A 21,944-nucleotide genomic window follows, 5' to 3' on the forward strand; every position below is an offset into this window, starting at 1 on the left:
GAATCGAGTATTTTATATAGATAACTGAACCTTTTTTGAAAAGTGGTGATTCATAATAGGTTCAGCATTAGATTGGTTGATAGATGGACATTCGTTGCTAATGAAAGGGTCACTTATTTTTTTGCGCACCAAAAAGTGTAACAAATTCGGTTCGAAATCAAAATGTGGGGTGATTATGTGGATACGGAAGTAAAAAAAGAATCACTAATTGTATTTTCCGATATTTCTATTTTGGATGTAAAAGCATTACTGAAAATTCATTCCTCGCCTTTTATTGTCATGAAAAATCACTTGGAAATCCTCGGCATATTAGATGAAGGTTTCTTTTTGAAGAGGTTGGATAGTGAGGGTCAAAATCAGGAAATCACGGCTTTTCTTAATACATCGTTTGTCGTTGTAGAGAATTTAGTTAGGCTAAGTGAAGAGGATATGAGTACCTATGATTTTGTGATTCAACATGGCGATAACCAATATAGATGCTATCCGATTCATGAAGTCAGGGAAATACTGCTTAAAAAGAAGATTAAGAGCTTAATAAGTCTAAATGAATCCCTAAATGAAGAGCTGGAGGTGACAAGAAGGAAGGTGAAAGAGCTAACGCAAATCCTGCATTCCAGCTATGATGAAATTTTCGTAACGGATGCAAACGGGGACACGTTATTCGTGAGTGAAGCGTGCAAGAAGCTTACAGGGCTGCCGCCGGAGGCCTTTATTAATAAGAACATTAAAGAGTTGGTTGAAAAGGGACTTATCGTCAATTCGGTTACATTAAAAACAATGAAAACGAAAGCGATCCATTCAGCGGAACAAACCTATCCACATGGGTTGACTGTATTCTGCACAGCGAAGCCGATTTTTGATGAGGAGGGGAACTTATATAGAATTGTTTCGAATTCCAGGGATATCACGGAATTGGTTGAGATGAAGAGTAAATTGAACAGAGTGAATCTTAGGAACCAGCGGGCCCAGCATGAAAATTCCCATGGCAAGAGAACCGTTTCGTTCAATAACTTCATTACAAATTCCGATAAGATGATAAAGGTTTTGGAGTTAGCTGAAAAAGTCGCCCCAATGGATTCATCGATATTCATCCATGGTGAAACCGGGGTCGGGAAAGGGGTTTTAGCAAGGATCATTCATGATCTCAGCAATAGAAAGGATAAGAAATTCATTCAAGTTAATTGCGGCGCGATTCCATCCGCTTTAATTGAATCCGAGCTGTTTGGTTACGAAAGCGGTGCTTTTACGGGAGCTAATAAGCACGGGAAACAAGGACTTGTTGAGAGTGCTGATGGCGGAACGTTGTTTCTGGATGAAATCGGGGAAATGCCGCTCGACATTCAAGTGAAAATCCTGCATCTGGTTCAGGACAGAACATTCATGAAGGTGGGAGGTACCAAGGAGAGAAAGGTAAATATTCGTATTATCTCCGCCACGAATAAAGACTTGAAGCAAATGATCAAGAATAATCAGTTTCGCGAAGATCTATATTACCGGTTGCATGTCGTTCCAATGGAAATACCGCAGCTGCGTGAGCGAAAGGAAGATATCCTTTTATTAACCGATTATTTTCTGAAGAAATTCAATGAGAAATACGGTCAATCAATCAGTATCGATGATCATTCGAAGTTAATTCTGCAGCTGCAGGATTACCCGGGTAATGTTCGGGAATTGGAAAATGTAATTGAACAAATTGTCGTGACGGCGAGAAAACCTATCGTAACGATAGAGGATTTACCTTCCGAATTAACCTACAAAGATACGGCACTGGTCAATTTAACAGGAATCATTCCCTTGAAAAAAGCGTTAGAGGAAACGGAAAAGCAATTATTGTCACAGGCCCTTTCTACATATAAATCAACCCGGAAAATGGCCAAGGCCCTGGAAGTTAGTCAAACGACGGTCATGCGCAAACTTGGCAAATACCAATTTACCTATCATGACGATAAATAAATATTTATTAACCTCTTATGAAATCTGAATATTCAAAAACTTGGTACGGATATTGCATATTAAACTATTGATTATTTCTATTTTGATAAGGGGGTCAAGAAATGGGTGAGTTAATTTTCTCTTTAAGTTATGGGGGTTCCTTAATTGTCATGGGGTGGGTCACGAAGGTTTTCCTGATAAAAATGAAAAGAAATCAAGAGGAAATAAAAGAAAAAGATCCGATTGAAAAGGTGGGGATGTAAATGGCCTTTCTACTTGGTATTATCATATCTTTTTGTGTGTATGTCTCGATCGGCATTTTTTTATTCAAGAAAGTGAAAAGTTCAGAGGAGTATTATGTATCTGGACGAAGTGGGAACACATTGATGATAACTGGCACGCTTGTTGCATCTTTCTTAAGCACGGTATCCTTCATGGGAGAGGCGGGATTTTCCTATGAAGGGTATCCGATCCTGCTGCTTATCCTCGTTATTTTTAATGCAAGCGGCTATATATTCGGAGTATTCCTGTTTGGCAGGTATTTAAGAAGAAGCAGATCATTGACGGTTCCTGAATTTTTTGGTAACCGCTTTCATTCAAAGAAGGTAAGACTGGCAGCTGCCATCACGACGATTCTCGGAATCTCTGCATACTTGGTTGCCGTTACTCAAGGGGCAGCCGTTTTATTGGCCGAGGTTTCTGGTGTTTCCTATCCAATGGCATTGGTGATCATGTGGGTGGTGTATTCATCCTTTACCATTCTCTCAGGAGCGAAGGGGGTCATGGTGAATGATACCGTGATGTTCTTTTTATTCTCAATCGCAACGTATCTTAGTTTTCCTTATATTATCAAATCCGCAGGCGGTTTCCCTGATGCCGTTACTAAAGCGGCAAACCTGGCTGAACGACCTGATTTATTAAGTTGGCATGGCATTACCGGATCTGCCGCAACGATGGGCACTCCTTTGGAAGCATTGGCCTGGGCAGTCATCATGGGCTTGGTCTGGGGCATTGTCATTGCAGTGAGCCCGTGGCAAAGCAGCCGATATTTAATGGCAAAAAATGAACACGTAGCGATCCGTGCCGGCGTTTGGGCAACCATATCCATTTTGACCGTCTATTTGTTCCTCCATATCAGCATATCGACAATCACCACCATCAAAGCGGATATTGCCCCGACGGAAAAGGTATTCATTTGGGCTGCGATGAATATTGTCCCGACATGGCTTGGGGTCATCATTGTTAGCGGCATCATGGCTGCGGCATTATCATCCTGTTCGAGTTTCCTTCAGATAATAGGAAGCAGCATTACACGGGATATCATGGAACAATCACGGAAAAAGGAATATACAGATCACCATCTATTACGGGCCAGCCGCATTTCCATGGTCGTAATCAGCTTGATCATCTTATTGATTGGATTATTCCAGCCGCCTGCCGTCATGTGGATCGGCTACTTTGCGGCTACATTATTTGCAGCATCATGGGGACCGATTGCCATATCAAGCGTATTTTCAAAGAAGGTAACGAAGGAAGGAGCCTTTTGGAGCATCGTATTCGGATTCTTTGGCGTGATACTCGGAGAAAGCCTAGGCATGTTCGGAATTAGCCTCCCTGTATACTTTAATCCTGTAATCATCGGTTTAATCCTAAGCATCGGCGCACTTATCATTGGCTCCAAGTATGGAACAATTACCATCGAAGAAAGGGAGTTTCAGGCAAATATCCTTCAAACCCCGATTGAAATAGACGAGGAAAAAGAAATGACTATCACTCGCAGATACCCAGCCTATTTAATGATCAGCGGCGTCATGATCATCATGGTTACACTGGTGTTTTATTATTGGCCTATGAATATGAATTGAAAGAAATGGCAGGGGAGATACCTGCCATTTCTTTACTGATAATTAATCATCTATTATATAAAACAAAAAATAATTGACTATTGGAAATATCCTGGTTAGAATAGGGGCAAGAATTGAAAGGAGCGATAAACGTGGCATTTTTACAACTATACTGATATACACACATATTATGGAAAAAACCACTTTGCATAAGGGTTATTTGCTGTGTGTATAGGGTAGGTATGTTGTAGAAGTTTTGTCGTTCTACCGAATATCTATGCCGTTTTTTAGTACACAGAGCCTTCTGTGTACTTTTTTATTTTGGAGGGATTTTTACATGATGATGTTACTTTTCTATTGATACGATCTTATGTCAGTGGTGACTATGAATATGAAGTGGGAGGGAAGGATATTGCAATTTTTATTATTCTTTTGATGCGAGCTTGAAATAGAAGCTCGTATCGATCCTAGCTATCGATACGAAATCACAAATTTCGGAGGTAGCGAATATGGAACAAATATGTTTTGAATTAGAAAATGTCGAAGTGACATATTTAGATAAAGAGATATTGAAGATTGAAAGATTAGCTGTACATCAATTTGACCGCATTGGCATCGTCGGGAAAAATGGTACAGGGAAAAGTACGTTATTAAAGTTACTTGCTGGAGAAATTCAACCGACAGGCGGAAAAGTAAAGTGTTACGTTGATCGTGGCTATTTTGAGCAAGTTGAAGCTCCTGCTGTTGCAGAGGCAGATCCAGCGTTACTGGGAAGATTAGCAGTTCCGCGAATTTCAGAATCGCTAAGTGGCGGTGAGCAAACGAGGGTGAAGCTTGCCCAATTGTTTACGCACTATTTTGAAGCGTTACTTATCGATGAGCCGACAACCCACTTGGACCAGGACGGCATTTCGTTTTTACTTGATGAATTACGCTATTACTATGGTGCGCTTGTATTAATTAGTCATGACAGGGCTGTACTGGACGAACTTGTTACAACGATATGGGAAGTACATGAAGGCGAGGTACACGTATATTCAGGAAATTACAGCGAGTATATGGCACAGAAGCAGTTACAACGTGAACAACAGAGGCAGGCTCATGAACAATTCATTAAAGAAAGAAGTCGACTTGAAAAAGCAGCGCAGGAAAAAATGAAAAAAGCTGAAAAAATCGCTCAAGCTGGAAGATTGTCAAAAAAAGAGGCGAATGCAAAACCGAATAAGTCGTTTATGACGAAATCGAAAGGCACAAGCCAAAAAGCCGCACAACGTGCAGCGAAGGCAATTGAGCATCGAGCGGAAAAACTTCAGGAAGTCGAAGCTGTACAAGAGGAAAGGCAAATCGTATTTCGCCAGTCGAAGCAATTGGAATTGCATAATAAGTTCCCGATTATGGCAGACCGATTGACGCTTCAAGTGAAAGAGAAAGTATTATTAGATGAAGTGAGTTTCCAGCTGCCACTCGGTAAAAAAATAGCCATTACAGGCAACAATGGTAGCGGTAAAAGTACTTTGCTTCACCATATTGCGAATAATGGTGCAGGATTGGCGCTTTCTCCAAAAGCAAAAATTGGTTACTTCCGTCAAATGAGTTATAGATTTGCCAATGATGAAACGGTTCTGCAATTCTTGGGAAATCGCTCAGAATATGATGAAGGATTTTTAAGAAGCGTCCTGCATTCGATGCAGTTTGTCGGTACGGATATTCTGAAAAGTGTTCAGTCTTTAAGTGGTGGAGAAGCGATTCGCCTCCAACTTTGTCAGTTGTTCTTAGGGGAATACAACATTCTGCTATTAGATGAACCGACGAATTTTTTGGATATTACTGCCATAGAAGCATTGGAACGATTTATTGCGGCATATGAAGGGACGATAATATTTGTATCCCATGATCAAGCGTTCATAAATCATGTTGCCGATCTTCAGTATAAAATTCATGCAAAAAAATTGACTTTAGTGTAATTTTTAAATTAATGCCAAAATAAGCCGATGAGAAAATCTCGTCGGCTTATTTATAATAATTCCCTAAACACATTAAGGATGAATTGTAACCAATGTCCCGATTGGAACAATTCTTGATAATTCCTCCACGTCCCGATTATGCATTCGAATACAGCCTTTTGAGACAGCTTTACCAATCGAGCTGGGATCATTCGTTCCATGAATGCCATAGTGTTCTTTTGATAAACTCATCCACATGGTACCGAATGGGCCTCCAGGGTTGGGGGCTTTATTAATGATGATGAACTGTCCTACTGGTGTACCGAACAGCATTCTTCCAACGGCAATCGGATATTGTTTTTGCAGTACTCCATTTTTTAGCAGCCTTAGCTTACGATTGTTAACGGACACATCGATTTGAAATGGAACGGTATCGGCAGGAGGAAAACCAGGTATTAAAATGGGTTGACCAGGGTAAATGACATTTGGATTTATTGACGGGTTGGCAGTGATGATTGCCGATAGCGGTTTCCGATAGTCCCTTGATATCTGTGTCAGTGTTTCACCTGGTTTAACTGTATGGATCAGTCTGAACACCTCCAAATGTTATAGTTGTCATGTTACATTCTATGTAATTATTAAAAAGTGTTTCGTAACTGCCACAAGACTATGACAGGCTGTTATCTTTTTTTAATAAAACTTATTTGTTAAGTAACTAAGCAGAAAAGAAACCGAAATGAAGTTTTGATAAAATAAGTTTTTATGGAGACGGATTTTGTTAGTTAAAGAGGGGGAACAAAGGTGGAGGAACATGTGAAAAAGGCTTTAGTTGAATGGAATGAAGAAATTAGTGATGTGTTAAATGGGATAGAAAAAGAGTATGAAGAAGTTAAGCGTGACCTTCAGGTTTATTCCTATAAATTCAATATCACCAAACAAGTTGTGCAATCCACTATAAATGATGAAATTATTCGGAACATCCGCGAGCTCTATCATAAACCTTTTGAACAAAAGTTGAACGAATTGAAAGAATCGATAAAAGAGCTGGAAGAGAAGAGAAAGGTTTTCCAAATGTTTGTTGATAAAATTGAAAAGGTTAGTGAAAGAGAAGAAGGAAAGCCTCAAATATCAGTCATATAAGGCAGAGATTCAGAGCCTCAATCCATGGAATCCTTATGGGATAACCGGATCGGCTCTACTATTTTTTTCATACTCATCTACCATGGCAGGGATTTATAACTGCTTTTTTTTTGAGGGAATTTGCAAAAAAGCGCAATCTTGATTGGCAGATACAAAGCTCTCCATCATCCTTTAGCAGTTAGGAGAATTAAATTGCAGTAATGCTTATAGGTAGTAAGCCATTTCATAAGAAGTGATGAATTAAATAGGAACTCACACCTTTTTTGTGAGTTCCTGTTTATAGAAAATATTCTTTTTCTGAGCAAATTTTAACCTGCTTTAAATGGTTTAATACCAAACATATTCGGCGAGTTTTCTTAATGCCTTGGATCTTCTATCTATTTCTTCTTTATTCCAAGATACTTTGACAGGCTCATAGTCATAATGTTTTACTGCCTTGTCGTGCTTTGTATTTTTTGTTCCCGTTTCTATTTTTTTAACGATTGAGCGTGTAAAGGACGATTGATTTTCATATACTATTTTTTTTTCTTCGAAAGATTTATTTTTTAGAGAGCTATTATCAGATTTGGATAGTAGAGTTAAATTTCCTATTTTAGAAACTAATGCCTTATAATCAGAGCCTTCTTCCTTAATAAATCCCCAATGATCTTTTTTATCTTCTGGCATTATATGCTCAATGGTTAGGTTAGAATAATCTGCTTCATCAAAAGAAGATGCAAGTTTAGATAGAATATATATTACTTTTTTCTTATCTGAACCTTTTAATTTATAACTTTCAAAAGAATTTAAGGCAAATTCTTTTTTTTCATCGATTAAGGTTTGTAGACCTTTAATAGCGTTATTAAAATGGACATCCCGCCCTTGAGATTTTCGTATTTCTTTTGCTATACTTGGAAATTGCTTTTCTAACTCATTAAATCGGGATGAGGAAATAACATAACTAAATATTAGTGTTTCTAGTTTATTATATAGTTCATGGGATAGCTCATTATTTAATTTGTGAGCAGCTAAGGCTATAATATAGGTTTGTTTTACACCTAATTGTAGGCAGGCATTAATAGAAGGACTAATATTCCCCTCATAAGTTTTTAAATAAATAGCAGCGGCTTCTTCTAAATCTGATACTAAGGTTAGAACACCAGAGTAGGATTTTAAATTGTAAGTTTTTTGTTTTTTACTATTATCCGGATCAGAAACTTGTTTCTCAAACCAATTATATAAATTCTTTTTCTGAACTAAATATCCTTTTGACATTAGAAAATGTTTTAAGAATGTAGATGTGTTTACAATAGGTCTTCCGTTACTATCTGTTAGATAATTAACGAATTTATCCCATATATTTGCGACTCTATCGTATTCATCATCATTTAGATCACGTAGTAACATGTTTTTTAATAAATCCTCTGGTTGAAGCTTTGTACCGCGATCATTTAATGTTTCAAAAATACGAAATGCCATATTTATACTTCCAGAAACCATAGAAACGATGTAAACTTTACTTGTTAGATAACCCATAAATTCTTTAAGAGGGAAACCATTAGCTGGGTCAATTGATTCAATTAAAGTTTCCATAGCATTTAATAAATTTAGTTGAGAAGTGGAATTAACTGAATATTTTTGTGCTGGATTATAATCTAATATTTTTTTGTAAAAATCATTATCTCTAGTATGGTGTGTAAGTCTATAGGTATTTATAAATTGTCCATTTGGTCCAGGATAACTTGTTTTTAAAAATCCTTGATAATAATTTACAAAATCAGTAAATCCTTCATTATTGAAATGATATATTGCTGCAGAAATTAATAGCGTAATTGATGTAATTCTCTGTTGCCCGTCAATGACCATTTTAATTTTGGGGTCATCTTCTGAAAATACCATGCTGCCAATAAAATAATCTTGTTCATTATCTTCTTCCATACTGTCTTTTATGTCAGAAATAAACTCCTTTAAATTTTCTTTACTCCATACATAATTACGTTGCATGATCGGAATTTTATAACGATCTTGTCCGTGTAATAAAGAAGTGATATTAACTAATCCATCTGAATGAAACTGTTTGTTTATACTCATTATGAAGTTCCCCTATTTTTAAATTTAATATTATAATTGTAGAGGAGATTTTAATCAGGATCAATTTTTTTAGAAATTTCCATTCCAAATTTTTCAAAAACGAACTTCATGTATGAGATTACTGTTTGACAACAAGGCTCCAATATTTTAAAACTTACCGAACAAACAGCTACAATACAAGTAACTTTAAACTATATTTACTTATTCTAAGGAGTCTAATAAATGTTAAATAATAAAGAAAAATACCATGAATCGATTGCACTAGAGTTAAAGGCAGAGATTCAGAGCCTCAATCCATAGGATCCTTATGGGATAACCGGATCGGCTCTACTATTTTTTTCATACTCATCTACCATGGCAGGGATTTATAACTGCTTTTTTTTGAGGGAATTTGCAAAAAGACGCTAACGGCCTCTATTCCCGGATCACCGTTTACCCCAACATCAACCAGGGTACACTATCCTATAAAAAGGAAATGGGGGAGTAGCATGTGGAATGCGGTCTTTTGGGGAGGGGTTTCGGGTTCTGCTGTCCTGATTGGCGCACTTGCCGCCATCTTCATTCCGATAAAGAAAAACATCATTGGCTATATAATGGCATTTGGTACGGGAGTATTGATAGGGGCAGCGGCATATGAGCTGCTTGCTGATTCGGTGCGGGATGGAGGAATCTGGGCAACGGCGATTGGATTCATAACAGGGGCCGCCGTGTTTACTGGCTTGGATATTCTTGTTTCCAAACAGGGTGCGAATAAAAGGAAACGGTCCAATAACAGCTCTTCAAAAGAAGCGGGCCTAGCCATTTTTATTGGGACGGTGATGGATGCCATACCGGAGTCGATCATGATCGGCGCAAGCTTAATAAGCGGTGGCTCGGTAAGCTGGCTATTGATCATTGCCATCTTCATCAGTAATATCCCCGAGGGACTCTCCAGTACAACTGGTCTGCTTAAAAGTGACTATTCAAAGAAGAAAATCATGCTGCTGTGGTTTTCCGTAATGCTCATTTCAGCTTTATCTTCGATGTCGGGCTATCTATTTCTCGATCATGCCCCGGAATATGTCCTGGCAGCGATGGCAGCCTTTGCAGGCGGTGGGATCATCGCCATGATTGCGTCAACGATGATGCCTGAAGCATATGAAGACGGAGGACCGATCACGGGCATATTCACTGCAGCCGGCCTGCTTGTATCTTTGGTTCTGGATTCGATGTGATAACGAAAAAGTGAGATTGTCCCCTTGGAAAAGGGGGCATTTTTTTGTGTGGGAAGTAGTTTATGGAGAATTAGAAAGCTGTTGTGGAAAAAAGCCAATTTTATAAACCTGGGTCTATTAGTAAGAGTTTATCATTCCTATCTTTTTACAATTAAGACTTTTGATTATTGATTTTAGATAAAAGTTCATCCCAATTGGAGGGAAACCCAATATGTGAAAATTCCAAGCTATCTTCATACTCTAAAATAAGTGCGTGTATATTAGTAATGAATCTTCGCCCTTCGTCCTTGGTCAATAATCTTTGAATAATGTATATTGCAGCAAATGTAAATCTGTTATCAAATTTTTTTACTTCTTCTTTAAACAAGCGTGGCTTAAAAGTTAACTTTTTATTGTATAACCGTCCATAATGAGCACAGACATTTCGAACATTGGATAATGTTTGCAACCAACTTTCTAAGTATAGATAAGGAACGTTATAATATATTTTTGCTATGTGTTTTTTTACATCTTCGCTTAAATTTCGATATAGTTTAGACAGGAAGCCAAACGGAGTCACTTCTATTGCCACCCAAATAGGAATGTTACCATCATAATTTTTGTAATGATGTTGAATAAATAGTTCACCTTTACGACTTTTTTTAATTAAGTTGTCCAATTCATCCAGAGATTCTTTATGAAATTTTTCATTAATAAAGTTTTCTTTATCTTTATAGCCCAGAGGTCCAAATCTATGGGCAATTTCATAAGAAGTATGAGTTCTGAAGGCTATTTCAATAGTTTCTAATACACTTATAAGCAATACTCTTAATTTACGATCAAATTCATATAATGATAGTAATTTATTAAATGATGCTCCGTTTACATATTGATCATTATTAATTGGATCCTTTAAAGTTAGTCCGTAAGCAGATAGACGATAATAATTAATCCTTTGTAATATTTTTTCTGTATTTTCAGAATTCTCTACATGTAAATTTTTGCTCCTATATAATTCCACTTGTTCTTTATACGTAGTGGGGAGTTTTCCAGTCGGCTTATCTTTTTCAGGATCAATACATACATTTCTCCTTGAATAAATAAAATGACCCACCTTGGTCCGCATTGTTAAGAGGCGTGGTGGGTTCTGTTACTTTTAACCTATCATTCAATATATATAATGTCAAGGAACAAATTAGTAAAATAAGGAAATGTCGAATAGGCTTTTCTATTTAGAGGGCGAGTTCTAGGTTTCTTTGTGTATGCAATACCTTGTCGATCAATATTAAAGCAAGTTTAATTAGAGGTGGCTCGGTAATGGTCATTGTCATCATGACCAGTAATATTCCATTAGAACTTTCAGTATAGCAAGGAAATCTATCTTTAAAGAATAATTGTTGGTGTTAAAATATCATTTCAAATCATACACTTTTCATATATTGGATTTTGGAAATTGAGGTGATGGAGAAATGAACTACGAGATGCAAATAGCGAATATGTTGGCTAAAAACATAAATGGTTTCATTACATTCGTTCGGGAAAATCATGAAAATGAAAACAATTGCTTTTGTTTAAATAGAGATAAATTGTATCAATTAAAGCTTCTTGTTGAGGAGTTTAAGTTTCAAGTATTGGCCGATGAACTTAAACGAATCAATCGGTTTACCTGGGATGAAAACTACACTACTTTATTAGTAGATAGATTCAGGAAAGGAATGGGCATAATTGAAGAATACGTAGAAAATAACTACAGTGATTTATTCATTTTTACCGCTAGAATTTACACATTGAATAGCCTCAGTTTAACCTTTTGTAACGAGGAAGAATCAATATAACCACAAAAAAAATAGTCCGTTAATTTGGGCATCCGCGAATAAAAGAAGAGCACATATTATCGTATATAATATGTGCTCTTTTTCTATTTCATTATAGGGATAGTTGACCAAAAAAATTCTCATTCTTTTATATGCTCCGAGCCCGATCTTATTTGCTTGGCATCGCAGAGATATATTTTTTGACTACTTCATAAACATATTCTTGATTGGCTGCTGCTGTATTAGGGTTATATTTACCGCCATTCACTTTATTATTGGATAGCACTCGTATACCTAAGAAGGGAATATCGTAAGCTTTGGAGATTTGTGCTGCCGCAGCTCCTTCCATTTCTTCAACAGATGTACCATATTTCGTATGGAACCACTTTATCCGATCCACTTCATTATTCCAAACGTCTGCAGAACCGATAGTACCATCGACAACCTTACCTTTTGTGTAGGTATCTTTAACTGCATGAGCAGCTGCGAGTAAATCCTTATCTCCCTCATAGAAGCGTGGTTTTTCAGCATTAGGATCTTCTCCTGCACTTCCTTCGGAAGCCATTAGATCCATTGGTTTCCATATGGTTGGATCGATTCCTTGGTTTTCATCTTTATCTGCTGTTTTTAACGAACCTAGGTTTACTGTTCTTTTTCCTAAAACAATATCAAAAACGTTTAAACTTGGATCATGTCCACCTGATGTCCCTTGATTGATGATGGCAATGGGGTTATATCTTTCAATGGCCAATGCTGTAGCGGCAGCTGTGTTTTCCATCCCTTTACCTGTTTTTGCAACGATTACAGGATAATTGTCTAAAGTTCCAATGTAAAATACAAAATCTCCAGATTTTTCTTCTTTGACATTTTTTAACCTTTTCGCGAAATTTTCAGCTTCGATCGGCATTGGACCTTGAATCATGATAGGCCTTTGAGTCTTTTTTTCGGCCGTTTCATTTTTGGAAGCAGAACTGCATGCTGCAATCACCGACACGAAAAGTAATGTAATGATTCCTAATAGAGTGTACTTTTTTAACATGTTTTTTCTCTCCTTAAAAACAAATTATCCGATTGTTTGAAACACTCGCAGTTGTGGTCAAAGAAAAAGGTCCAGAACGGCAGAATGTTTTCTGCCTTCTAGACCTACGATAGTCAAAGTATAGATGATTAAGCAAAATGATTATAATGCTAAATCATTAGCTGCTCAAGAAAGCGGGCAGCCGAATACTTTAACTCGTAGTCTAGTTCTTTCACTGGGAACCAGGTAGAAACGCTCAGACCATATTTCCGAGCATATACGAGTAAATTACGATTATTACTTTTCTAATATAACAAACAAATGATAGATAATCAATGAAAAAAGTGAACATTAAAATATAAATATAATTTAATGTTCGTGTTTAAGGAGGCGTAGTTCGTTAAAATCGCTAATTTCTTAAAAGGTAAATGGGGTTTTAGTGGGGGCTTGGACACAATCATTATGTGGATGCTTTTCGAATAGTATAATTTAAAGGAAGAGATAGAAGATTCGGAAGTGTCTCATCATGAACCATAATTTTAAAACAAGACTATGGTTTTCTTAATGTTTTTTTGAGGGTTTGTAAATCTGATCGTTGATTGGAACGTAGGGCACTCGCTTTCCGCGGGCGGTCCGGGAGCCTCCTCGGCGCTCGCCTGCGGGGTCTCCCTTGGACACGTTTTTCCCGCAGGAGTCTCGTACCTTCCGTTCCAATCAACTGGAATGTTTTTAAATAGAAAAATGAGGAATTTTCGTTCATTAATGAATAGGGCGAAAAATGATTACAGGATAGAAGAATAGGTGCAAAGGGGTGATCCTATTTAGTTAATCGCCCATAAAAAGATGGCTAAAGCGATCATTGAAGAGATGATACCAAGCATTGCTTTCCACTTTGAAGAAGCGTTCAACCATATAAAGACACTGCTCACTATCATTCCAATAGAAAAAAGCACGCCGCTAATCACTTTCATCCATGTCTTTTCAAAAATTGGTTCGACCAACAAGAATATCAAACTGAGTGCGACTAAACCATATGTAGCGATAAAACGCATACTCGTAAAATCAGTCTACAGGTCATTTCGTTCTTCTTCTGACATCTTTTTATAACCCCGCCACATCATGAAGGCCGGAATCCCTAACATTAAAACTAATCGTACGATTGCATCTATATTCATTGAGTCCTCAGGAAATGCTACATATCTTCCATATACGTTTGTATCTGGTTAAAGTTTCAACATATGAAAGGACACCTTTGATAATGATCACGTGACGAAATACCCCTTTAGATCCATTGTCTAAGGGGTATTTTCATGTCCAAAAGGGTAGTTAAAACATGTGCAAGGTTTTGTCAGGATTTATCATGATCAACCAAAGTTATGACTACATTTCCCTTTTTATGTCCTTGTTCTACATATCTATGAGCCTCGGGAATCTGTTCTAGCGGGTAGCGTTTATCAATGACGGATTTTAACTTTTCTGTTTCGATTAGCTCTTTGAGAAATAGTAAATCTTCCGTACGTTCCTTTGCTATCCCTTGTCCTTCAACAGACACGAATCTCCCGTTCGGGGTTAGTGCCTTCTTGCAAGTGGCTTTCGAGCTTTTCCCGACTGCATCAAAGATGATATCATATCGTTCTTGTCTTTCCGTGAAGTCCTCTTCCGTATAATCAATTACCTTATCGGCCCCCAGCGATTTCACCAATTCAAAATTAGCGGCACTGCATACTCCGGTAACTTCTGTTCCAAAGTATTTGGCAAGTTGTACAGCGGAAGTCCCAACCGAACCGGATGCACCGTAGATGAGGACTTTTTGTCCGTCCTGGATATTGGCTTTTCTGAAAAAATGCAGGGCTGTCGTTCCCCCAAAAGAAACGGCGGAGGCTTCCTCAAAGGTCATATTGGCAGGCTTCAGTGCCATGGGCCCATCTTCAGGTAAGCATGTGTATTCGGCATGTGCCCCAAAATTCATGCCAGTCATGGCAAAAATCGGATCACCTTTTTTGAACTTTTTCACATTCTTCCCTGTTTCCTCTATCTCCCCGGCCAACTCCACTCCGAGTATCGGTTTTCGCGGTTTTCTAAGACCCAGGAAGATCCGCATCGGCAGCCATAACAAGAAAGGGCTCTTGAAACTCCGGACCCTTATGTCCCCTGAAGCCACTGTTGCCGCATGGACCTTTACCAGAACTTCTTTGTCCTTGGGAGTTGGTTTTGCTACCTCTTTGAGTTCCAGAACATCGGGTGAACCGTATTTCGTGCATATCATTGCTTTCATCGCGAGTCTCCTTAGTTTTTGGATTCAATCTTTTAATACTATGAAATAAGCTGAAAGATAAAACTACATTAATACGAAACTAAAGAAACTTTTGAATGAATGCTTAAAAGCAGTGAGATTTCACATCCGAAATCCACTGCTTTTACATTTGTTTAATCTGTTAAAGGCTCATTTTTCATGTCACAATTCATGTATTTTTCCAGACTAACTCCCTCATTCAGCATCTTCAATAATTCCTTCAATGCGAAGGAGTGGTAGGCGTCTTTTTTGGTGATGATCCCGAGTTTCCAGTGGAGGTTCGAGTTTTTTAGCGGGATGACTTTAACATTTTCGTTAGTTTGCTTATGATAAATCGATTTCGGCAGGAGGGTGATGCCCAGTTTAGATGAGACGAGTTCAATGATTAGATCCCATTGTGAGCTTTGGTATGAGATGTCAGGTGTGAATCCTTCTTTTTCACATGCCTGGATAATGTAATCATGTAATGTGAAGTCTTCTGAAAAAAGGATGAATTTCTCTTCCTTCAATTCAGTCAAGGTGATGTCAGAATGGCGGGCAAGTCTGTGCTCTTCATGAAGGAATAAAACGAATTCGTCTTCAATGAAGGAGTAGATATTGAATTTTGTTTCACTGGCCGGCAATACGACGATGCCAAGGTCAATTTCGCCTTCTTCGACAAGCTTTTCGATTAGCTTTGCCCCAAGTTCGACCAACTCGAGGGAAACTTTCGGATAACGTTCTTGAAAGCTGCGGGCAATTTCCGGGAAAAACAGGGTGCCGATCAGCGGCGGGATGCCGATTTTCACTTCGCCTGTTGTAATGTCCCTGAGGTCATCCAAGAGTATGTTCAATTCAGATAATGCCGCGAAGGCTTTTTGGCCTTGCTGGAACACGATTTGTCCGGCATCCGTAAGACGCAAGTGTCTCGTTGAGCGGTCGAATAGTTCGACACGCAGTTCTTCTTCGAGTTTTTTGACGGCTTTACTTAAGGAAGGCTGTGTTAAATAAGAATTTGCGGCGGCATTCGTAAAACTTTTATGAAGGGCTACCTCCATGAATGATTTTAAATCTCGTAATTCCATATCTGGCTCCTATTTATTCGTCATTAGCATAGAACGTATTCTTTTTATTCATTTTACTTATAAATAAAGTGGATGTAAACTATATGAGGATAAAAAAGCAAGTATATATAACCCTATTTTAATAAAATATTCTCTCTTGTAGAAGTATAAGTGGAAAAGATTGCTTATGAGCTGTTTTGGTTAATGAATATATTTCCAACTTATCAAGCGCCATATTCATCTTTCTCAGAATGCGGACAAGTTATGTTTATTAAGTTATTTTAGAATACCAAAAAAAGAGGATGTTATCGTATCCGCTTTCACATTTTTTGTAATGGCATTTAGGGTTGATTTTGATGCTTTAAGACAAGGATTTTGATGTCTGCAGCAGAGGGATGTACACAATCAAGGGGGATTTATGATGGAAAGCATAACTTTTTACATCACCTTAAAAAGAGGTGATTTCGAGTGTTAAGTATAATTGTAGGCTTAGTATTGCTGATGGCTTTGGCTTATTTGGGTTGGTCCATCATTTGGGTGGCCCCCCTGGTGGCTGGAGTAGTCGCATTGATGAGCGGATTGGATGTATTTGATACGTATACTGGTACGTATATGACCGGATTGGTCGGATTCGTACAGAAGTGGTTCCCGATCTTCTTGCTGGGAGCGATTTTCGGTAAGTTGATGGAAGAAACGGGTGCAGCGAAATCCGTTGCCAAGAAGGTAACGCAAATCATTGGTAAAAAGAGGGCGATTCTTGGAGTACTGATCGCTTCCGCTTTATTGACGTATGGCGGAGTTAGTTTATTTGTCGTCGTGTTTGCCGTCTATCCGATCGCGTTGGCGTTATTTAAAGAAGCGAACGTTACGAGAAGGCTGCTTGTTCCTACATTTGCACTTGGGGCATTCACTTTCACGATGACGGCTATACCGGGTACACCGCAAATCCAAAACCTGATACCGATGGAGTATTTCCATACGAAACCTACTTCAGGGATGATCATCGGGATTGTCACTTCATTAATAATGGCAGTTGGCGGGTATTTCTGGTTATCCTATCGAGAAAGATCTCTTTCTGCCAAAGGAGAAGGATTCATCGAAAAAGATGATTCGGTTACGGGTACGGAGCAAGGTGAAATAGTACCGAATTGGTTATTGTCTTTGGTTCCGCTTCTTATTGTTGTCCTCTTGCTTAATGTTGTGAAATTAGAACCTATTTATGCTTTATTATTAGGGGTTCTGAGCATCATGGTCATCAATATCAAGGATTACAAAAAGTTCATTTTCTCTGTTAACGAGGGAGCGAAAGGGTCAGTGATGGCCATCCTGAATACAAGTGCCGCTGTTGGATTTGGGGCTGTCATTGCAGTTATACCTGCATTTGATAACATCACTACTTGGTTGCTTAATATTTCGAGCAATCCGCTGGTTGCTGAATCTCTTGCCGTACAAATCATGGCGATCATCACTGGTTCTGCTTCAGGCGGTATGGGTATTGCACTTAATGCCCTTGGCGATACTTTCTACAGCTTATCCCAATCGACGGGAATCAGTCCGGATGTGTTCCACAGAATGGCTGCCGTTGCTTCGGGTGCATCCATTTTCCCTAACAATGGTGCGCTGTTAACACTTTTGGCGGTTACAGGATTGACTCATAAAGAAACATATAAAGATGTTTTCGTGGTAGCGTTCATCATCCCGACCATTGCCATGATCGTCGGCATTATCATGGGTGCCATCGGTATCGTTTAATAAACCTGAAACATTTTAATTTACTATAGGAGGAATTTATGATGGTTGAAAATAAAGTCGTTATTATTACAGGTTCTGCTCGTGGTATTGGATTTGAAATTGGTAAGCATTTCGCTGAAAGTGGAGCCAAAGTGGTTCTATCCGACATTAATGATGAGGCGGTAAAAGAAGCTGCGGAATCATTGAAACAACTAGGTTACGATTCAATTGGAATCAAAGCCGATGTAACAAAAGAAGAAGATATCGTAAATATGGTGAAGGAAGCTAAAGAAACATATGGTTCAATCGACATCGTGATTAACAATGCCGGACTGCAACATGTATCACCAATCGAAGATTTCCCGACAGATCGATACGAATTGATGATAAAAATCATGCTGACAGCGCCATTCATTCTAACTAAAAACGTGTTCCCGATCATGAAGGAACAAGGTTTCGGCAGAATCATTAACGTCTCTTCCATTAACGGTGTTATCGGATTCGCAGGTAAAGCGGCTTATAACAGCGCAAAACACGGAGTCATCGGTTTAACGAAAGTGGCTGCATTAGAAGGAGCGGAACACGGTATCACGGTTAATGCTTTATGCCCTGGATATGTCGATACTCCACTTGTTCGCGGACAAATGGCAGACTTGGCGAAAACACGTAATGTCCCGGTTGAGGATGTATTGGCAGAAGTCCTTCTTCCATTAGTGCCTCAAAAACGTTTATTGGATGTTAGTGAAATTGCTGATTATGCATTGTTCTTGGCAAGCGATAAAGCGAAAAGTGTAACAGGTCAAGCTGTAGTCATCGACGGCGGTTATACAGCTCAATAATTGATGAATTATAAGAAAAACCATGGTGAACCTTTCTGACAAATTTTAATTTGACAGAGAGGTTCACTTTTGGCGTATTTTTGACTAAGTTGGGCAAAATTTTCAGACTTGGAATAAATGTTAAGGGGGACTTTCATGGACTTAATGATTATATTGCTGGCGCTGGGGCTATTGATGTTTGCAGCCTACCGCGGTTATTCTGTCATTTTATTTGCACCCATCTTTGCACTTTTACCGGTTTTCTTCATTGACCCGGGTAATGTTCTGCCGTTCTATTCCGGCGTCTTCATGGAAAAGATGGTCATTTTCATAAAAAACTATTTTCCCGTCTTTTTATTAGGGGCCATTTTCGGGAAGATCATCGAAATGTCGGGAATCGCCGAATCGATTGCGAAGACGATCGTTCGCCTGATCGGTGCCAAACAGGCCATGCTGACGATTGTCCTTTTAGGTGCCATTTTAACCTATAGCGGCGTGAGTTTATTCGTAGCGGTTTTCGCCATTTATCCTTTTGCCGTTCAATTGTTCAAGCAAGCCGACATACCTAAAAGGCTTATGCCGGCTACCATCGCACTTGGTGCATTCACGTTCACGATGGATGCTTTGCCGGGAACTCCGCAAATTCAAAATGTCATTCCTACGTCCTTCTTTGGTACGGACATTTATGCGGCTCCGATCCTTGGAATCATAGGGGCCATTTTTGTCTTATCGGTTGGATTGGCCTACTTGGAGAGCCGGAAGAGGCGAGCCAAAAAAGCGGGAGAAGGATATTATGGGCTTGCAGAGGAAAATCCCTCTGGACCTGAACATGACAAGGGAAAAGAGGAACCAGTTCCTGATCTGGATTCAAACCAATCTGTTTTACGGCAGATTTTAGCATTCGTTCCGCTTGCATTAGTTGCGATCATGAATAACTATTTGTCTAAAGCCATACCGAAATGGTATCCGGATGGATTCGATTTTTCTGCAATTGGGTTAGAGGATTACTCTGTTGATGTAGCGGCCAATGCTGCAATTTGGTCAGTGGAAATTGCACTGATCGTCGGTATCATCACAGCCCTTGCCTATGATTGGAAACGAGTGACGAAAAACATGAAAGAAGGACTGAACAACAGTATTGGCGGCTCACTGCTTGCCGTCATGAACACTGGTTCGGAATATGGTTTCGGCGGAGTCATCGCTGCCCTTCCAGGGTTTGTAAAAATCAGTGATGGAATTTCTGGCGTATTTTCGAATCCGCTAGTCAATGGTGCTGTCACAACTAGTGCACTGGCAGGTATAACGGGGTCGGCATCCGGGGGAATGGGTATTGCATTAAGCGCAATGGCCGATAAATACAATCAGGCGATCGCTGCGGCAAATATCTCACCCGAAGTGATGCACCGTGTCGTCGCCATGGCATCAGGCGGCATGGATACACTTCCGCATAACGGAGCCGTCATCACCCTGCTTGCCGTCACAGGATTAACGCATAGACAATCATATGGCAGCATATTCATGATTACCATCATTAAATCATTGGCTGTCTTTGTGATCATTGCCCTCTATTCTTGGTTTGGTATTGTATAAATAACGAATTCACGAGTAAATCCTTGAAATTCACGAGTAAAACTCCAAAACTCACGAGTAAAAGCCAAGAATTCACGAGTAAATCCCCAAAACTTACGAGTAAAACCCTAAAGAGAAGGGATATCCAATTTGGATATCCCTTTTTTGGGGTCAACAGAGGAATTTATCAGCAAATAATGGGGGAAGTTATAAATGGAGCATACAAAAAATCTAACATTCGAGAGGGATGGTAAGATGGATCGTACGATTGGTTACTTACGCGAGATATTGTCTAACTATACGGACCAATATCCTGAAGCGCAGGAAATTTATAATAAAATCAAAAGTGGACATTTTCATTCTGAAGAAGAACTCGTCAATAAGCTTACTGGTAAAGAATCCAGTCTCCTTAACCATATTCTTCCCCAGGAAATCAAGCATGCAAAGGAAGTCAGTGATACGGAACGGGTCACTCAATTGTCGGAGGTATATGAACTGCTTCTTATTTAATAAAACCTTGTCCATGATGATCATGGACAAGGTTTTGTTGGTTTTTTTACTCCATTTCACTAAGTGAATCCATATGACTGGCTATCATGGCGATGATCGTGCTAGCTTCTTCCCTGCTGAAAATGAAATTTGTTTCATCCTTTATCAGGTCATCATCCGCTGTCCGAATTCGATTGATCCGTTTCAACACACCATCACCCGTTTCCTGTACGATGCCGAATTGATAGGTGACCTCCACTTCATTATCCTGGATATAGGCGGTCACTTCAGGCGTTTCCCAATCTACATCGATTTCGTATACATCGGATTCTTCGCCGCCGTCTGTATCATAAGATTCATCATACTCATCATCCAATTCAAATTCATAATCGTTGTCATCCTCTTCCAAATAATTATGGAAGCTCTCATGGACAGCATCGACGATATCTTCAATATCTGAAAGGATCACCTTGCTAATCTGCCCTAAATCCGGATCGAAGGATTCCATATAAAATTCCTCATTATACGGATCGAAAAACAGCGTGGAAAAATAATCTCTCTCATCGTCATCCAGCTCTGTATAAAATTCGATGCGTGGATGCTTAGACCCGCGTTCCACGATCATGCTGCCATTGCGGTCGTATTTCTCACAAATTGATTTAAGATGATCCTGCAATTCCCCGCTTACTCTGTCAAACCATTCTAATGACATCCAACATCCACTTCCTTTCACCATTATTATTTCCCAGAAAAGACGAACATGACGTTCCATTTAAAGCCAAATGCAATTTAACTTCAAAAATGTCAGTTATAAAAAAATAATTTAAAGGAAAAATAAAGTGAAAAGTAAAAACGGTATTCTAATCAGAAAAAATTCCAGGATTTTTTTATGAAACAAGCAACCGGGACGGGATAAGGCTAAATGTCTGGTTGTACTATTCCATCAATGGCAATGCTTTTTGCAAACTGCATTGCCTTACTAAATAAAACCAAACCATCTAATGGAAGAGTGTTTATCGAAGCGAATTAAGGCTTTATTTATTGAAT

19 protein-coding genes and 1 riboswitch are annotated in these 21,944 nt (G+C 38.9%); of the genes, 11 read left to right on the top strand and 8 right to left on the bottom strand.

The genetic code is table 11. The annotated features are described in order from the left end of the window. Positions 1-177 precede the first annotated feature (177 nt). From QUF86_RS11415 to QUF86_RS11430, 4 genes are all read left to right on the top strand, one after another. Positions 178-1,953: a sigma-54 interaction domain-containing protein gene (locus QUF86_RS11415; protein ID WP_289334405.1), complete on the top strand. Its 1,776-nt coding sequence runs from the start codon at positions 178-180 to the stop codon at positions 1,951-1,953. 101 nt (positions 1,954-2,054) lie between these two features. Next, positions 2,055-2,195 carry a hypothetical protein gene (locus tag QUF86_RS11420; protein WP_289334406.1) on the top strand — a complete coding sequence of 47 codons (141 nt, stop codon included), beginning with the start codon at positions 2,055-2,057 and terminating at the stop codon, positions 2,193-2,195. Further along, the gene (locus QUF86_RS11425) at positions 2,196-3,797 is read left to right on the top strand and encodes a sodium:solute symporter family protein (protein ID WP_289334407.1); all 1,602 of its coding nucleotides are present in this window, start codon (positions 2,196-2,198) and stop codon (positions 3,795-3,797) included. It abuts the gene before it with no gap. 488 nt (positions 3,798-4,285) lie between these two features. Further along, a complete protein-coding gene (locus QUF86_RS11430; protein WP_289334408.1) occupies positions 4,286-5,740 on the top strand; it encodes an Msr family ABC-F type ribosomal protection protein in 1,455 nt (484 codons plus the stop codon). Positions 5,741-5,812: 72 nt separating this feature from the next. Here the strand turns inward: QUF86_RS11430 and QUF86_RS11435 are convergent, their stop codons facing one another. Then, positions 5,813-6,307 carry a L,D-transpeptidase family protein gene (locus tag QUF86_RS11435; protein WP_289336212.1) on the bottom strand — a complete coding sequence of 165 codons (495 nt, stop codon included), beginning with the start codon at positions 6,305-6,307 and terminating at the stop codon, positions 5,813-5,815. Between the two features lie 213 nt (positions 6,308-6,520). Here QUF86_RS11435 and QUF86_RS11440 point away from each other — a divergent pair, with 213 nt between their 5' ends. After that, positions 6,521-6,859 (top strand): hypothetical protein, encoded by a 339-nt coding sequence (locus QUF86_RS11440; protein WP_057276953.1) that lies wholly within the window; start codon positions 6,521-6,523, stop codon positions 6,857-6,859. Between the two features lie 327 nt (positions 6,860-7,186). Here the strand turns inward: QUF86_RS11440 and QUF86_RS11445 are convergent, their stop codons facing one another. Beyond that, positions 7,187-8,929 carry a DUF262 domain-containing protein gene (locus QUF86_RS11445; protein ID WP_289334409.1) on the bottom strand — a complete coding sequence of 581 codons (1,743 nt, stop codon included), beginning with the start codon at positions 8,927-8,929 and terminating at the stop codon, positions 7,187-7,189. A 488-nt stretch (positions 8,930-9,417) separates the two neighbouring features. On the opposite strand from QUF86_RS11445, the gene QUF86_RS11450 reads away from it, so the two are divergent. Next, positions 9,418-10,143, top strand: coding sequence for a ZIP family metal transporter (locus QUF86_RS11450; protein WP_289334410.1), 726 nt, complete (start codon positions 9,418-9,420; stop codon positions 10,141-10,143). Positions 10,144-10,294: 151 nt separating this feature from the next. Here the strand turns inward: QUF86_RS11450 and QUF86_RS11455 are convergent, their stop codons facing one another. Then, complete coding sequence (locus tag QUF86_RS11455; protein WP_289334411.1) at positions 10,295-11,236, bottom strand: Abi family protein; 942 nt, start codon at positions 11,234-11,236, stop codon at positions 10,295-10,297. A 355-nt stretch (positions 11,237-11,591) separates the two neighbouring features. Between QUF86_RS11455 and QUF86_RS11460 the strand changes: the two genes are divergently transcribed. Continuing rightward, on the top strand, positions 11,592-11,957 hold the full coding sequence (locus tag QUF86_RS11460) for a hypothetical protein (protein ID WP_289326276.1): 366 nt from the start codon (positions 11,592-11,594) through the stop codon (positions 11,955-11,957). 148 nt (positions 11,958-12,105) lie between these two features. On the opposite strand, the gene QUF86_RS11465 is transcribed toward QUF86_RS11460, so the two are convergent. The 4 genes from QUF86_RS11465 to QUF86_RS11480 all read right to left on the bottom strand — a co-directional run bounded on the left by QUF86_RS11465 (position 12,106) and on the right by QUF86_RS11480 (position 16,311). Then, positions 12,106-12,975: a 5'-methylthioadenosine/S-adenosylhomocysteine nucleosidase gene (locus QUF86_RS11465; protein ID WP_289334412.1), complete on the bottom strand. Its 870-nt coding sequence runs from the start codon at positions 12,973-12,975 to the stop codon at positions 12,106-12,108. A 178-nt stretch (positions 12,976-13,153) separates the two neighbouring features. Next, positions 13,154-13,257: riboswitch (purine riboswitch) on the bottom strand. Between the two features lie 518 nt (positions 13,258-13,775). After that, positions 13,776-14,006 (bottom strand): hypothetical protein, encoded by a 231-nt coding sequence (locus QUF86_RS11470; protein ID WP_289334413.1) that lies wholly within the window; start codon positions 14,004-14,006, stop codon positions 13,776-13,778. Between the two features lie 296 nt (positions 14,007-14,302). Next, a complete protein-coding gene (locus QUF86_RS11475; RefSeq protein ID WP_289334414.1) occupies positions 14,303-15,229 on the bottom strand; it encodes an NAD(P)-dependent alcohol dehydrogenase in 927 nt (308 codons plus the stop codon). A gap of 152 nt (positions 15,230-15,381) precedes the next feature. Further along, a complete protein-coding gene (locus tag QUF86_RS11480; protein WP_289334415.1) occupies positions 15,382-16,311 on the bottom strand; it encodes a LysR family transcriptional regulator in 930 nt (309 codons plus the stop codon). A gap of 447 nt (positions 16,312-16,758) precedes the next feature. Between QUF86_RS11480 and QUF86_RS11485 the strand changes: the two genes are divergently transcribed. The 4 genes from QUF86_RS11485 (at position 16,759) to QUF86_RS11500 (ending at position 20,918) form a co-directional block, all read left to right on the top strand. Continuing rightward, the gene (locus tag QUF86_RS11485) at positions 16,759-18,042 is read left to right on the top strand and encodes a GntP family permease (protein ID WP_289334416.1); all 1,284 of its coding nucleotides are present in this window, start codon (positions 16,759-16,761) and stop codon (positions 18,040-18,042) included. Positions 18,043-18,083: 41 nt separating this feature from the next. Next, positions 18,084-18,860 (top strand): 3-hydroxybutyrate dehydrogenase, encoded by a 777-nt coding sequence (locus QUF86_RS11490; RefSeq protein WP_289334417.1) that lies wholly within the window; start codon positions 18,084-18,086, stop codon positions 18,858-18,860. Between the two features lie 135 nt (positions 18,861-18,995). Then, positions 18,996-20,429, top strand: coding sequence for a GntP family permease (locus QUF86_RS11495; protein WP_289334418.1), 1,434 nt, complete (start codon positions 18,996-18,998; stop codon positions 20,427-20,429). 192 nt (positions 20,430-20,621) lie between these two features. Then, positions 20,622-20,918 (top strand): sigma-G-dependent sporulation-specific acid-soluble spore protein CsgA, encoded by a 297-nt coding sequence (locus QUF86_RS11500; protein WP_289334419.1) that lies wholly within the window; start codon positions 20,622-20,624, stop codon positions 20,916-20,918. A 46-nt stretch (positions 20,919-20,964) separates the two neighbouring features. Here QUF86_RS11500 and QUF86_RS11505 read toward each other — a convergent pair whose 3' ends face one another. Then, the gene (locus tag QUF86_RS11505; protein ID WP_289315088.1) at positions 20,965-21,609 is read right to left on the bottom strand and encodes a hypothetical protein; all 645 of its coding nucleotides are present in this window, start codon (positions 21,607-21,609) and stop codon (positions 20,965-20,967) included. Positions 21,610-21,944: the final 335 nt, after the last annotated feature.

It is taken from the genome of Peribacillus sp. NJ11 (assembly GCF_030348405.1).
Lineage (GTDB): Bacteria > Bacillota > Bacilli > Bacillales > DSM-1321 > Peribacillus.